Origin of the sequence: Mycobacterium sp. H4Y (assembly GCF_000364405.1) — a bacterium.
GTDB classification, from domain to species: Bacteria; Actinomycetota; Actinomycetes; order Mycobacteriales; family Mycobacteriaceae; genus Mycobacterium; species Mycobacterium intracellulare.
This window is the reverse complement of sequence record NZ_AKIG01000002.1, coordinates 752574-766185: the sequence shown is the minus strand read 5'-3', so window position 1 is coordinate 766185 and position 13612 is coordinate 752574. Positions and strand designations below refer to the sequence as shown.

The 13612-nt window shown below is 65.1% G+C and carries 13 protein-coding genes, 3 pseudogenes and 1 riboswitch; of the genes and pseudogenes, 8 read left to right on the top strand and 8 right to left on the bottom strand.

Translation table 11 applies throughout. The features are described from left to right. Positions 1 to 3 precede the first annotated feature (3 nt). The 3 genes and pseudogenes from W7U_RS17445 to W7U_RS17435 form a co-directional block, all read left to right on the top strand. Positions 4 to 228 (top strand): annotated as a pseudogene (locus W7U_RS17445) (MGMT family protein); the annotation flags it as partial. Between the two features lie 52 nt (positions 229 to 280). After that, the gene (locus W7U_RS17440; RefSeq protein WP_008260736.1) at positions 281 to 589 is read left to right on the top strand and encodes a hypothetical protein; all 309 of its coding nucleotides are present in this window, start codon (positions 281 to 283) and stop codon (positions 587 to 589) included. Positions 590 to 612: 23 nt separating this feature from the next. Next, the gene (locus W7U_RS17435; protein WP_008260734.1) at positions 613 to 1326 is read left to right on the top strand and encodes a hypothetical protein; all 714 of its coding nucleotides are present in this window, start codon (positions 613 to 615) and stop codon (positions 1324 to 1326) included. 40 nt (positions 1327 to 1366) lie between these two features. On the opposite strand, the gene W7U_RS17430 is transcribed toward W7U_RS17435, so the two are convergent. Then, positions 1367 to 2512, bottom strand: a complete 1146-nt coding sequence (locus W7U_RS17430; RefSeq protein WP_008260733.1) for a PPE family protein — start codon at positions 2510 to 2512, stop codon at positions 1367 to 1369. A 362-nt stretch (positions 2513 to 2874) separates the two neighbouring features. Here W7U_RS17430 and W7U_RS17425 point away from each other — a divergent pair, with 362 nt between their 5' ends. The 3 genes and pseudogenes from W7U_RS17425 to W7U_RS26270 all read left to right on the top strand — a co-directional run. Then, the gene (locus tag W7U_RS17425; RefSeq protein WP_008260731.1) at positions 2875 to 3174 is read left to right on the top strand and encodes a PE family protein; all 300 of its coding nucleotides are present in this window, start codon (positions 2875 to 2877) and stop codon (positions 3172 to 3174) included. Positions 3175 to 3186: 12 nt separating this feature from the next. Continuing rightward, positions 3187 to 4356 carry a PPE family protein gene (locus W7U_RS17420; RefSeq protein ID WP_008260723.1) on the top strand — a complete coding sequence of 390 codons (1170 nt, stop codon included), beginning with the start codon at positions 3187 to 3189 and terminating at the stop codon, positions 4354 to 4356. A 124-nt stretch (positions 4357 to 4480) separates the two neighbouring features. Further along, a pseudogene (locus W7U_RS26270) lies at positions 4481 to 4635 on the top strand (IS256 family transposase); the annotation flags it as partial. 387 nt (positions 4636 to 5022) lie between these two features. Here the strand turns inward: W7U_RS26270 and W7U_RS17415 are convergent. The 7 genes and pseudogenes from W7U_RS17415 to W7U_RS17385 all read right to left on the bottom strand — a co-directional run. Further along, positions 5023 to 6690, bottom strand: coding sequence for an NRAMP family divalent metal transporter (locus tag W7U_RS17415; protein WP_008260722.1), 1668 nt, complete (start codon positions 6688 to 6690; stop codon positions 5023 to 5025). Positions 6691 to 6721: 31 nt separating this feature from the next. Further along, positions 6722 to 7066: a CBS domain-containing protein gene (locus W7U_RS26795; RefSeq protein WP_225325986.1), complete on the bottom strand. Its 345-nt coding sequence runs from the start codon at positions 7064 to 7066 to the stop codon at positions 6722 to 6724. Positions 7067 to 7413: 347 nt separating this feature from the next. Beyond that, on the bottom strand, positions 7414 to 7698 hold the full coding sequence (locus W7U_RS17405) for a WXG100 family type VII secretion target (RefSeq protein ID WP_008260719.1): 285 nt from the start codon (positions 7696 to 7698) through the stop codon (positions 7414 to 7416). A 28-nt stretch (positions 7699 to 7726) separates the two neighbouring features. Beyond that, positions 7727 to 8023 (bottom strand): WXG100 family type VII secretion target, encoded by a 297-nt coding sequence (locus W7U_RS17400; RefSeq protein WP_008260715.1) that lies wholly within the window; start codon positions 8021 to 8023, stop codon positions 7727 to 7729. Between the two features lie 115 nt (positions 8024 to 8138). Then, positions 8139 to 9359 (bottom strand): PPE family protein, encoded by a 1221-nt coding sequence (locus W7U_RS17395; RefSeq protein WP_008260714.1) that lies wholly within the window; start codon positions 9357 to 9359, stop codon positions 8139 to 8141. A gap of 14 nt (positions 9360 to 9373) precedes the next feature. Beyond that, positions 9374 to 9673, bottom strand: coding sequence for a PE family protein (locus W7U_RS17390; RefSeq protein WP_036429503.1), 300 nt, complete (start codon positions 9671 to 9673; stop codon positions 9374 to 9376). A gap of 293 nt (positions 9674 to 9966) precedes the next feature. Continuing rightward, positions 9967 to 10137: riboswitch (M-box (ykoK) riboswitch) on the bottom strand. Between the two features lie 414 nt (positions 10138 to 10551). After that, positions 10552 to 11589 (bottom strand): annotated as a pseudogene (locus W7U_RS17385) (IS3 family transposase); the annotation flags it as partial. 81 nt (positions 11590 to 11670) lie between these two features. Here W7U_RS17385 and W7U_RS17380 point away from each other — a divergent pair. Next, the gene (locus W7U_RS17380; protein WP_081614504.1) at positions 11671 to 12786 is read left to right on the top strand and encodes a tyrosine-type recombinase/integrase; all 1116 of its coding nucleotides are present in this window, start codon (positions 11671 to 11673) and stop codon (positions 12784 to 12786) included. Continuing rightward, positions 12783 to 13610 (top strand): hypothetical protein, encoded by an 828-nt coding sequence (locus W7U_RS26790; protein ID WP_241767551.1) that lies wholly within the window; start codon positions 12783 to 12785, stop codon positions 13608 to 13610. Before W7U_RS17380 ends, W7U_RS26790 begins: the two co-directional genes overlap by 4 nt. The last annotated feature ends 2 nt before the right edge of the window (positions 13611 to 13612 follow it).

Below are 13612 nucleotides of genomic sequence, written 5' to 3'. Positions count from 1 at the left end.
ACAGGGGAGACGAGGTCGTACGGACGCATCGCCGAGCAGATCGGCGCTGCGGGGTCCGCGCGCGCGGTGGGATTGGCCAATGGGCATAACCCGATCGCGATCGTCGTGCCGTGCCACCGGGTGATCGGCGCGAACGGCAGCCTCACGGGCTACGGCGGCGGCCTGCAGCGCAAACGCGCCCTGCTGGACCTGGAAAAGATCCACGGTTGCGCGACGCTGTTCGATTAATGGCTCGCGCTTCTTTTGCGGGGTCGGTCGAACGGCGCTATCGTCCATAATTGTGGACGACAGTGCGAAGGACCCGGCGGTGGTGCTGCCGTACCTGGTCGGTCGGCCTTTGGCGGCTACCGAGGTCTACGAAGCGTTCGGCTACCGCAAGTCCGCGTACTATAAGGCGGCTCGCGAAGGCAGGTTGATTACCGCGGACAACTTGATCAGGGCGGCCAAGTATTTGGGGTTGAATCCGGTTGACCTGCAAGTCCGCTTCGGCTTGATCGACCCCGACTCGGTCACCGAGTATGTGGAGTCCCAGGCCGGCCCGCCCAGGCTGCGTGATCTTCGTCCCGATCCCAACAGTCCGCCGGTCTGAGCGGGACTGCCGGGACCGTTTGAATGATCAAAACCGCACTCATCGTCGCCACCTTGGCCGCCCTGCTGTGCAGCCTGTGGATCCGGCGCGACACCTGGCGCTCGAGGTGGGAGGCCGGCGCTACCCGCAACATCGCATTGCATGGCTGCGCGGTGCTGCTGATGTCGCAGTGGGCCGCGGCCGCGCTCGGACCGCTCCTGCACCGCATCTTCGGGCTGTGGAACGTACAACATCTGCTCGGCCACATCTGCTGGATCTTCGCGGTGACGGCGATCATCCGCCACGGACTCATCCGCCTGGTCGACGAAACCCACGAGAGCGAGCTGTTGCGCAAGCACGTGACGCGCCCGCTACGGATTGGGGTTCCGTTGCTGGTGGCGCTGTTCGTCATCGCCGACGAAGGCCATCATCTTGACTTTTTCGCGGCCCCCGCCGACTTCTGGTTGCTGGCCTATTGGCTGGTCCTGGGTGCCCTGATGATCTACCTGCTCTCCTACGCCGGGCGAGTGCTGCTGATCCTGCGGACGGATCCCCGCTCAACGACGACCGTCGACCTCTATCTGATCTCGGCGGGATTCGGGGTGGCGGCGAGCGTGATTCAAATCGGCACCGCTTGGGCGGGCACCGATATCGCCTTGTCCGTCTGGTTGTGCGCCTGTCTGAGCGCCATTGGCTTCGCGTATGGATCTGCCCGGTCTTGGCAGGCGAAGGTCGCCTGGTTCACGTCCGGCAAGTAGGCCCACGCCGCGCGTTCGCCGCGCCGCGGACCCTAAGCGTCTATCCGCCGACGACGTGCCGAGCCACCACCATCGGGCGGAACCCGTACCGCTGCCCGACAATCTTGCCGCCAGCCGCCCGGCCCGTGCCCGTCAGCGGCATGCCGCGGAGCAACCCGCTTCCCTTGGCCTCGGAGCCGGCGCTGACGGTGCTGACCGCCGGGGGCGCTGTTTCCGCGCTTGTCGCCGGTGCCGCGGCGGCCCAACTCTGCGGCACCGACAAGTGACCCACCGTGGCCGCCCTGCCCAGACCCGCCGAGACGGGCGAGGCAGAGGACGTCGGGCCACCGCCCAGGGTTCCGCCCAGGGTTCCACCCAGACGAGGCACGGCCGCCGCGGCCTGAGTTCCTTTGCTGGCGGCGGCCGGCCTCCCACCTAGCCAGAGCTTCATAAAGTGGTCATAGTCGCCCAGTTGGTAATATAGGATGCCAAGGTCGCTGGTATACATTTTTACCCAGTCTTTCCAGGCCACCGGTTTGGATGATTCCGATGACGCAGCCGATGCATTCAGTACTGCGCTGGAGGCCGATGTTGGGTTTGCCAGCCCCGAGGTGGACGCGCTGGATTGCGCGCTTGTTTCGGCCGCGTTGGCGACCGCGGTGGCTTGACCGGCCTGCCCCGCCGGGTTGGTGGTGGATGGCGGCCGGTCGAAGGTGGTCAACGTTGAGGCGCCGGCTGACGCCGCGGCGTAGCCATACATCGCGGCCGCGTCCTGGGCCCACATTTCGGCGTACTGGGCCTCGGTGGCCGCAATCGCCGGCAGGTTTTGGCCGAAGAAGTTCGTCGCGATCAGCATCATCAGTTGCGCGCGGTTGGCCGCGATCACCGGCGGCGGAACCGTCATCGCGAACGCCGCCTCGTAGGCACCCGCGGCGGCCTTCGCCTGGACGGCCGTCTGCTCAGCCTGCGCGGCCGCCGCGGTCAGCCACGCCGCATACGGGGCCGAGGCGGCGGCCATCGTCGCCGAGGCCGGACCCCTCCACACGGCGGTGAGTTCGGCGATCAACGAACTGTAGGAGGCTGCCGTGGTGTACAGATCGATGGCCACCCCGTCCCAGGCTGCGGCCGCGGCCAGCATTGGCCCCGACCCCGCGCCAACGTACATCCGCCCGGAGTTGATCTCCGGCGGAAGCGCCCCGTAGTCCACTAATGGGTCCCTTCGTCTTGTCGACGGCGGTCGCACGCACCCCAACGCCGCCCGAAACCGTGGTCAGATACTGGTGCGCGAGTACCGTCCAGCGCCGCCGACACCGTCGGCCGTGGAGTCACGAACGCGATGCCGTTCCGCGGCCGCGGTGGCTACCCCTCAAGCGTGGACGTTTGTACACATATGCGATTCTAAGAACATATATGTACGTCACAGTTCACAGCTATGAACTGAATCTAGCTGACGATGAACATTTGTCTTTGGACATACACTATTGCGCGCGCAGCACTTAACCTCGCGGAGGAGCGGCTTTAGCGGCCCTTCCACACCGTTGACCGGAACCAGCGAGGAGAGAAATCACCGTGTCGTTCGTGACCACCCAACCCGAAGCGTTATCCGCCGCAGCCCAGAACCTGGCAACTATCGGCGCGGCGCTGGCCGCACAGAATGCGGCGGCATCGGCGCCGACGATGGGCGTGGTTCCCGCGGCGACCGATGAGGTCTCAGTGCTGATCGCGGCCCAGTTCGCCACGCACGCCCAGATGTATCAGAACGTCTGCGCCCAGGCCACGATGATTCACGACAGCTTCGTGAGAATGCTGCACTTCGGCGCCGGTTCCTATGCGGCCACCGAAGCCATCAACGCCGCCGCGGCCAGCTAAGGAGGGTGACAAGTGCTGGATTTCGGAGCGCTACCCCCCGAATTCAATTCTGCGCGCATGTATTCCGGCCCCGGTTCGGCATCGATGATGGCCGCGGCATGGGCCTGGAACATGCTGGCCGCCGAGCTGGACTCTGCAGCCACCGCCTACGACACCGTCATCACACAACTGACCAGCGAAGGGTGGATGGGCCCGGCATCAGCCCAAATGGCCGAGGCGGCCCAACCTTATGTGACGTGGATGCGTACCAGCGCGGCGCAAGCCGAACAGGCCGCCACATCAGCCAGAGCCGCCGCGGGGGCGTACGAGACCGCGTTCGCCGCCACGGTGCCCCCACCACTGATCGAAACGAACCGCACCCTGCTCACCCAGGCGATTTCCACCAATGTCCTCGGCCAAAACATTCCGCTGATCACCCAACTCGAGGCCCAATACGGTGAAATGTGGGCGCAAGACGCCGCCGCGATGTACGGCTACGCGGCCCAAACCGCACCAACTGCCGAAGTGACGCCGTTCACCGAGCCGGCCCAAACCACCAACCCCGCCGGACAGGCCATGCAGGCCGCCGCGGTCACCCGAGCCGCCGGCACCTCGGCCGGCACGGACGCGCAGACGCAACTGTTATCCTCCACGCCCTCTGCACTGCAAAGCCTCGCATCACCTAGTTCATCAACCGCATCCACAACACCGATCTCGGATGCGTTGAAACAGAACGAGTTTGTGAGCTTGTGGTCGCAATACGCCAGCCCCACCCAGAACACCCTCGCGATGATGTATCGCGCTACCGGCATGACAACGCACTTTCAATCACTCGGCAAGGCACTAGCACCCGCCGCCAAAGCCGCCAGCGACGGCGCCAAGGCCGCCGCGGCCCTGCCCACCGTTGGCGCGTCGCTGCGCGGCGTGGCCGGTGGTGGCGGCGCCATATCGGCAAGTTTGGCTTCTGCTGCACCGGTCGGTGGGCTGTCCGTACCGCCCACCTGGTCTGCCGCGACCCCGGCGGTCCCTTCGGGGGCATCATCGATCCCGGTCAGCCGCTTCATCACCACGCCCGACACGTCAGGGCCCGGAAACCTGCTGGGCGGAATGCCGCTGGCGGGCGTCGGCGGAAGTTCGGGCGGCACCGGTCCGCGCTACGGGATCCGCCCGACGGTGATGGCGCGCCCCCCGTTTGCCGGATAACGCGACGACGTCCCAACCATTTGCGCCGAGATCCAGTTCAGCGCAACGCTGTTCGAGTGGCCCACGGACACCGCGCCGCTTTTTGAGCGCGGCTGGGCCATCCGTGTCCGCGGACACTTCCCGCTTCCCGACCAATCAGGCTGCACTCGAATACCTCTACTTAATCACGCGGTCACTGCACCTGACCGGGACAGGACAGAAGCGATGGATATGCGTTCAAGATTGGCAGTGAACGCCTTCGCGATCTGCTTCGCCGACCGCATGCCGGAAAGTGAAACACCTAACCGAAGATGCCGCTTACACCGTAATCTGACGGACCCCGATGGGCCGGCCCCAGGATGTCTAAGCGGCATCCCAGCAATGCCATCGATCGCGACCCGCCGGCGAGGAATCTTCAGATGTTTCCCACCGCTCAAGCCTGCGCGTTCATTGGCGGGGCGCTCGCGGTCCAGCTTGGACGGCACCGACAGCTGTTCGATCGAGCCCGCTCAGCCGACGCGCGTGAAGGTTTTGTTGCCCAGACCTGGTTGCGCGGCGACAGAGTTCGCAAGCAGGTCTGCTCGGTGAAGCTGCGGTTACAAGTGCGTGGGGGGGCGTTTGGGTGAAGCTCACTCGCGCTGGCGAGGCCACTAAGTGAGCTGCTGCGTCCGACGCGCACGGTCGTCGTCAGGTGCTACCGAGTTGGATGGCTTTGGCCACGAGCAAAATCGCCCCGACTACGAGGTAGCCACGCAAGGCCAGCATGCCTAGCCGAGTTCCGGCCGACCAGGACACCGGTTTCAACGAGGTCAACGGCGGCATTCGCCAGGTGGCCCGTTGGGCTGTGGCCAGGTCAAGGGGGGGGCTGGTCAGGCCATTGTGTTTCGGGCGGTGGCGGCCATACCACCGCAGCACACCGAAAACGGTTGCGGAGCATAGGGCGATACCGACGGTGAGGTCGGCGGCGAGTGAGACGATGTCGAGGCGGGGGAATACGGTCGTGGCCATGAGTATTCCCGAAAGTAGCAACAGCACACTGACGATGAGCCCTGACGCTACGTTGAGCCACGGCCGGTTCACCCAGGGGCCTAAGACTTCCCGGTCGTTGCACAACAGCACCAAAAAGACAGTCGCGCTGGGCAGCAGCAACCCGGCCAGCGCTTGCACGCCGGTCGTGATCAACCCCAACGGCGCCCCGGGGATTAGCACGATCGCTGCGGCGATCACGACCATCCCGGTGTAGGACAGGTAGAATGGCTTGGCGTCACCGAAGCCACGGTGCAGGGAATGCTTGAGCCCGAGTACATCCCCGAAGGCATAGCTGCTGGCCAGGGTCACCGCAGCCGCCCCAATGATGGAGGCGTCGAGCAACACGATCGCGAACACCGACCCGAGGGTGGTGTTGATTTGGCCGAGCAGGTGCGCAACCGTGCCGGCGTCGGCGAAGCGCCCACGGCTGTTGGTGGCCCGCGCGGCCCAGTCGCCGGTCATGATCAACGCCGCCGCACCGATCACCACGACGAAGGCACCCAGTGTGGTGTCGGCGCGCTCGTAGCCGATGAAACGCGGCGTGATGCGCTTGTCGACAATGTTGGACTGCTGAAAGAACAGCTGCCACGGGGCCACCGTGGTGCCGACCATCGCGATGATCAACAGCACCGCGTCCGAGGTGACTCCGCCACGCATGCCCGGGATGACAAACGATTTCGCGGCGCGCCCCGCATCTGGATGGGACATCAACAACATTGGGATTTGCAGCAGCGTGATCGCGATGAACGCGAGCATCGCGCGTTCCCAGCGCTGGAAGCTGCCGGTGGCCATGATGGTGATCAGCGCGATCGCGGCCAGCGGGACGACCACATATCGGGGGATGCCGATGTAGTCGGCCGCCAGGGTGATGCCAATGAATTCGGTGACCAGGGTCAGAAAGTTCAGCAGGAACAGGTCACCCACGGAAAACCAGCCCCAGCCGCGGCCGAACCGCTCATTGATCAACCGCGCGTGTCCGACCCCGGTGACCGCACCGAGCCGGACCACCATCTCCTGGTTAACAATCAGCACCGGGATCAACAACACCAGCACCCACAGCAGGCTGTAGCCGTAGTTCTGTCCGGCCTGCACGTAGGTCGAGACGCCTCCGGCGTCGTTGTCGCCGACCATCACGATCAAGCCGGGCCCGATGATCGCCAGCATGGTGGCTAGGCGGATTTTCAGGCTACGCGGACGGGCGTTGTCGCCGAGGCCGATTCGGCCCAGCGCACCTTCGATGTCGCCGACGTGTGCGCTGTCCAGCACCGCGGTGCCGTGCGGCGCCGCCAACACTGTGTCGGAAGTGGGGCGGTCCAAGAGTGTCATAGCCAGTCTCCTTCTTCGCTGCTCATCGAGGTCAGGTCTTCGCGAACCAGGCGTGGCCCGGGCGCTCGCTAGCGCCAGTCGTCGGGAATGGTGGCCTGAGCACGGCATCGACGGTCACCACCCCCAGCGCCTGACCCTCGTCATCGACGACCGAAATGGTGTGTAAGTTGTAGTCGGCTATCAATACCGCGGCATCGATCAGATCGGCATCGGGAGTCACCAAGATGGGATTCGAATCCATCAGTGTCGCAACCGCATCCGCAAGGTTCGATTGCAAAGTGCGATCACTGACACCACGCCGGCCAGCCGCCCGCGCTCGTGGAGGACGTGCAGCTGCAGACGCCCATGTTTCGCAGGAGACAATGTCGAGGTTCATCAAACGGCCTGCGCTGTGCGGGTTTGAATCCCAACAAGGGCGATCACCGTGGGAGCGCTGGGGTGCGGGCATCAATTCCAGAACACGGCGCCGGGTGGGACTGGCGCAAAATGAAGGCCGCGTCGTCGGCGTCGTCGGCACGGATCCGGGCGCGCAACGCGGCGACCTCGTGGGAGGGCGGGCAACTTGGCCGCCGGGTGTCTTCAGCAGTCCGAGCAGGCGGAGCGGTCGTCGGGTCTCGGTCGCCGGTTTGTTCATGGATCTCTCCTTGGCGCAACATGTGGATCAGTGGTGGGTGGTGGTAGCACGGGAGCGGCAATACGGCTGCCGCGCTTGGGGTTAGGCGGTTAGGCCCAGCTGGAGCCCACGGCGCTGTCGGTGCTGGCCATGTGGGAACCGGCCGTTTGTACTTTGGAGCCGTGAGCGTTGGCCTGCTCGTAGATCACCTGGAAGTTGCGGCCCAATTGGGTGATGAACTCCTGGCAGGCCAGTGAGCCCGCGCCGCCCCAGAAGTCGCCGGCGGCAAGCACATCGCGAATGATGGCCTGATGCTCAGCCTCTAGGGTGGCGGCTTGGGTGCGGATCAGCGCACCGTGGGCGTCGACGTCGCCGAACTGGTAGTTGATCGTCATCGGTGTTCTCCTCACGGGTGCAAAGCAGTTAGTTGCCCAGGATCTGCTGGGAGGCCTGTTCTTGGTCCTCGTAGTTGCTGGCGTCACGAATCAGGTTGTCGCGCACCCCGTGCAGCATGGTGACGATATTGCGAAAGGCGGTGTTCATCTGGCTCACGGTGTTGTAGGAGGTGGCTTGAGCGCTACCGCTCCAGCCGTCGCCGGCGATGTTTTGCGAGGACGCCAGTATCTTGCGGGCCTCGTCCTCCACGGTTCGGGCGTGCACTTCGAAACGCCCTGCCATCGAGCGCATCTCGTGCGGGTCGGTCGTAAAACGCGTAGTCATCTGAATGTCTCCTTATCTAGAAATCATCGAGTGCCACATAAGCGGTGAATCGTGGCCGAACTGCTTATGCGGTTGGGGCCGTCGAACTGAGGCTCGCAGCCGATCCCCGTATCTGCTATCCGGCGATGGGTGAGCGGGCCATTACGGTGAGCCGGAGCCCGTATTTGGGAGCACTGCCTATGTGGCTTCCGGCCGTGTTCGCCATCGGCATGCCGGGCATCATGGGCATCACACCTGCCGGAGCCGCGGTGAGGGGCGTGCCGCCCAGCCCTGAGGCAAGAGAGCTAGGGGGTGGGGTTAGGGCGGTCCAGCTCGCGGGCACCGATAGCGGGCCGATCGACGCGGCCCGTCCAAGGGCCGCGGATGCGGCGCCGCCGGGTCCCAGGCTCGTCAGACCCAATAGGCCTCCGAGGGGGCCGGTTGTGACAGCTTCTCCGATGGCGTTTCCCGCGGCGCCCCCGGCTGCGCCGGCGCCCAACAAACTCGTGAAGGCACCCAATGTGTTACTGGGCGTGTAAAACCCGGACGAGAAGATGGTGTTCCAGATGTTCGCGTTGGGCCCCCACTGGTTCCAGAAGTCGTTGAGCTGTGAATTCCCAGACCCACCAGAGCCAGTCAGTTGGCCGAGGATTTCCGAAAGTCCCGACGTCGACGACGAAGACGACGCGGGTGAAGCGAGGCTCTGCAACTTTGTGGGTACCGTGGAGGTCAGCTGTGACAGTGCCGTCTGCGTGCTCGTGCCTGCCGACGTAGCAGTGGCCTGGCTGACCGTCGCGGCCTGCCCGTCCAGCCCCGCCGCATTGGTTGTCTGTTGTGGCGCGGTGAATGGCGTCACCGTCGAGGCGGCCGCCGAAGCGGCGGCGTAGCCGTACATTGCGGCAGCGTCCTGGGCCCACATTTCGCCGTAGTGCGCCTCGGTGGTCGCGATCGCCGGCGTGTTCTGCCCCAAGACGTTGGTGGCGACCAACGCGCTCAAAAGGCTACGGTTGGCCGCGATTACCGGTGGGGGCACCGTCATCGAGTACGCGGTCTCATAGGCACCCGCGGCTGCGGTGGCCTGGGTAGCGGTTTGTTCAGCCTGCATCCCAGTCGTGTTCATCCAGGCGACGAGAGGTGCTGCGGCGGCCGCCATCGATATCGACGCCGGGCCGCGCCAGCCTTCGCTGCTCAATCTCGAGATCGTCGAGCTGTAGGAGGTTGCCGCCGAACGCAATTCAGCGGCCAGCGTGTCCCAGGCCGCGGCGGCGCTAAGCATCGGCGCTGAGCCCGCGCCGGAATACATTCTTGCGGAATTGATTTCCGGCGGCAACGCGCCGAAATCGATCATGACAGTCATTGGACACACTTCCTTTAGCCGGCCGCGATTGTGTTGAGGGCCTCGGTGGCGGCGTACGAAACGGCACTGGCCGCTAAGGTCCGCACGAACAGGTCACAAACTGCTGCGGCTTGTGCGCTCACCGCTTGATACAGCTGCGCGTGCGCAACGAACTGGGTCGCGGTCAGCGCCGAAACCTCGTCGGCCGCTGCAGGAATCACGCCTGTCGTAGGCGTAGATGCGGCCGCGTTCTGGGCGGCGAGCCCTGAGCCGATATTGCGCAAATCATTGGCTGTCGTCGCCAGTATTTCTGGCTGTGCGGTCACAAAAGACATCGGACTTCTCCTCAAGGGGAATGCAGACTGAAGCTGCGGCTGTGGTCGTGTCAGAGCACGCCAAAAAGACGCACGTCCACGAAGCGGGACGCGGGCGAGTGCGAACCGAAGCGGCGCAAGCCGATTCAGATAGTGGAAATGGTGCCGGGGCCGGATCCGAACGAAATGCTCATCGGACTCGGATAGGGACTATCACCGCGACTCATCTCGCTCTCACCTCCTCACGGCCAGGGCACACGGGGGTGCCAACAGTCGCACACCGGGGATGAGGCAACCCGGCGATTCAGCCGGGCGCGGCACCCCTCTCGTCACAGCTTTGGCACCACACGGCGTATCCGGCTGAGCCGGAAGCCACTTGGGCTCAACCCTTAAGCCGGGAAGAGCTGTCCTGACCCGGGGCGTCTCTCGACGTTCGAGGTCAGTGGCCTATGTCCGTGCAGACGCCTCACCTACCGAGGTTTATGCGAACGTTATCTTGGCACTCAAGGCGGCACCAGTCAACCCGGCGCGTTGACTCACCAACAATGCCCGCCTGCCCCCTTCGTTGTCCCAAAGAGAAATGCTGCCCGCGAAGTGGCGTGTTGAAGCGGCGAAACCGGTGCGGCGCAGCAGGCCCAGACGATGGGATTGACGGTGGGTGAACGCCAGCGTTTGCACCGGGCCTTTACTAGGCCGTGCTGGACATGCCGGCTGGCATGTGGCTGGCGCCGATGCTGGGTGAGCTGGTGAGGATCTTGCGGCGGTTCGGCGCACTGGACATTGATGGCGACACCGGGGGCGCCGCTATGACCGCGCCATATCGTCGGCCATCTATTGCCGTGTGGCGCCCGAAGGCGAGAAGTACGAATTGAACCGCCCCGAGTTCGATGCACACGCGGTTATGGGTGTGCAGCCTCTGATTGGGCTGTGTTCGTAGCGTAGTAGATCGTCTCGTACTCGGTCGGTGGGATGCGGCCCAGGCGGTGCATGAGCCGGCTGGTGTTGTACCAGTGCACCCAGTCGGCGGTGAGCAGTTCCACGTCGGTCAGGCGCTGCAGGGGGCCGCGCCGGAAGGGCGAATCCGCCCGGACGGCTTCGGTCTTGTACAGCCCTATCGTTGTTTCGGCCAGAGCGTTGTCGAAGGCGTCCCCGACAGTGCCGATTGAGGCCACCAGCCCGGACAGGGTCAAGGTTTCCCCGAACCGCACCGACGTATATTGCGACCCTGCGTCCGAATGGTGAATAGTGTTGCCCATCAATGGATTGCCTTCATTGAACCGCAGTTGCGCCGCATGCCTGATCGCCTGACGCACGAACCGGTCTTCCTTGCTTGCCGAGCAGGTCCAGCCCACGATCCGCCCGGCGTAGGCATCGAATGGCGAACGCGGTGTAGACGAACACCCCGGTGGCCAGGCGCACGTAGGTGAAATCCGCGACGAGCAGCACGTTGGGGGCGCGCACCCGGAACTGGCGTTTGACCAGATCCGCCGCCCGGGTCGCGGCCGGGTCGGCCACGGTGGTGCGGACCTTTTTGCGCCGGGTGACCCCGCGCCAGCCGTTGACGCGCATCAGTCGTTCCACGGTGCAGCGGGCCACGGTGATGCCCTGGCGTTGCAAGTGAGCCCACATTTTCGTGGCCCCGTACAAGGACTCCGGTTTGCGCCGGCCGTGCTCGTCGGGTTCGTAGTAGCCGGCCAGCACCTCGGTAATGACGGTGTCCCACAGGGCCCGCGCCGACGGTGGGCGGGCCAGCCAGGCATAGAAGGTTCTCGGGGCGATCACGCAGCCGTGCTCAGTGAGCACGCGGCAGATCGGAGCGACCCCGAACCGAGCACGATGCTCGGCGATGAACGCACAGATCAACGGTGTCGCGGGTCGCTCTCCCGCACGAAGAAACTTGTTGCCGCCTTGAGGATTTCGATGGTTATCTGAGGTTCTCAGCGTCCTGTCGATGATGTAAACGACACGCGGTCCGGGGTGCGCCGAGATCCGTTGTGGGCTGGTTATCTTCGGTGTCTATGACGGGGCTGGGTATCCGGGTGCAGCGAGTCGAGATGCCGTTCGGCGATCCGCGGTCGTGGACGGTGACTGACGACGGCTCGGTGGTGGAGCCGGCGGAGTCGTTCCTGGCGCATCTGCATGCGGTGGAGCGCTCGCCGAACACGGTCAAGGCTTATGCGCACGATCTGCGGGACTGGTTCGAGTTTCTCGACCAGCACGGCCTGGTGTGGTCGGCGGTGCGGCTCGAGGATGTGGGGCGCTTCGTGGCCTGGCTGCGGCTGCCGGCGGGGTCGCGGGCCGGGAATGTGACCGGGCTGCCGACGGCGGCGAGCATGTGTTCGGAGTCGACGGTGAACCGGAAGCTGTCGGCGGTGTCGGCGTTCTACGAATTCCAGCAGCGTCACGGCGGGGACCTGGGCGATCTGCTGGTGACCTGGCAGCGACGTGGGACAGGCGGCGGGTCCTGGCGGCCGTTGTTGGCGCACTTGGGCTCTCGACCGGAACGAATCCGCCGGATCGCTCTGCGCGCCGATCGGCGCATCCCCGGCACGCTCGACGGCGAGCAGGTAGCGGCCATCATGGCGGCGTGCGATCGGCTGCGGGATCGGTTTCTGTTCACGTTGCTTGCCGAGAGCGGGTTTCGGGTCGGCGAGGCGCTGGGGTTGCGGCACAGCGACATCGACGCCGCATCCCGGCTGGTCGCGGTGACGCCACGAATTAACGGCAACGACGCTCGAGCTAAGGGTGGCGGTCGGCAGGTGCCGGTGCCAGCGCGGGTGATCCGCCTCTACTCCGACTATCTGCACACCGAGTACGGCGACCTAGACAGCGACTACGTGTTCGTCAACCTGTGGTCCAGCCCGGTTGGAAGTCCGTTGACGTATCCGAGTGTCTACGACCTGACCTGCCGGATCCGCAAGCGGACCGGGACGATGTTCGGACCGCACATGTTTCGGCACACCTACGCCACCGAACTGTTACGCCGCGGCGTCGCGGTGGAGGTGGTCGCCAAACTGCTGGGGCATACCTCGATCACGACCACCAGCGACACGTACGCGCACCTGAAGATCGAGGATGCTCGGCGGGCGCTGGTGGCGGTGGGCTGGTTGACGGACGAGGACGTGCAGCGGTGAGTGTAGAGGCGCTGGCCACCCAGCCGGGTACAAGCCTGCATGGTCGCCTGGATACGTTGTTGCGCAACGAGTTCCGAGTCGATGTGCTGGTGCCCGCGGCGGACGACCCGATCCTCGGCACGCCCGCCTGCGAGGTCAGCGACTGCGTGCATTCCAGCCGCTATGGCGGACTCTGTTCGGCTCATCTGCGGCGATGGAACCTCGAGGACCGTCCCGGCCGGCGGGCTTGGGTGGCCTCTGCGGATCCGACCGTGATGGGACACCGTCCGCTTCAGCCGTGCCAGGTCATCGGCTGCGGATACGGGCAGCATCGATACCGATTGTGTTACAGGCATTCCCGCGATTGGGACAAAGCCGGACGCCCGACCGTGGATCAGTGGACGCCGACCCTGGCCTCCATGACGAGCGTGTGCGCGCTGCCGGGGTGCTCGTTGTGGGCTGAGTTGGATGGCGGCTGGTGCCGGTCACACCACGCTCGGTGGCGGCAGCGAGGCCGGCCACCGGCGGCGGAGTTCATCGCCTACTGCACCAGCTACGGTGAAGACCAATTCGACTTCGGGCCGCTGCCACCGCAATTGCGGCTTGAGATCCAGTACGCGATCCAGTGCCGCGTCGATGCCAACCGCACCCGCACCACACCGCGATCGATCAAACCACTGTTGGACCATCTCGCGGGCAGCGCCTCCGTCTCGCTGCTGGACCACTCGGTGCAGGACTGGCTGGCCCGACTGCCCGCCGCCGCCTCGACCACCTCACCGCGGGCTTTCCTCGGCTTCGCGATCGACTGCCTGCTCGACGTCCGCGACGGAACCGGATGGGACTAGCG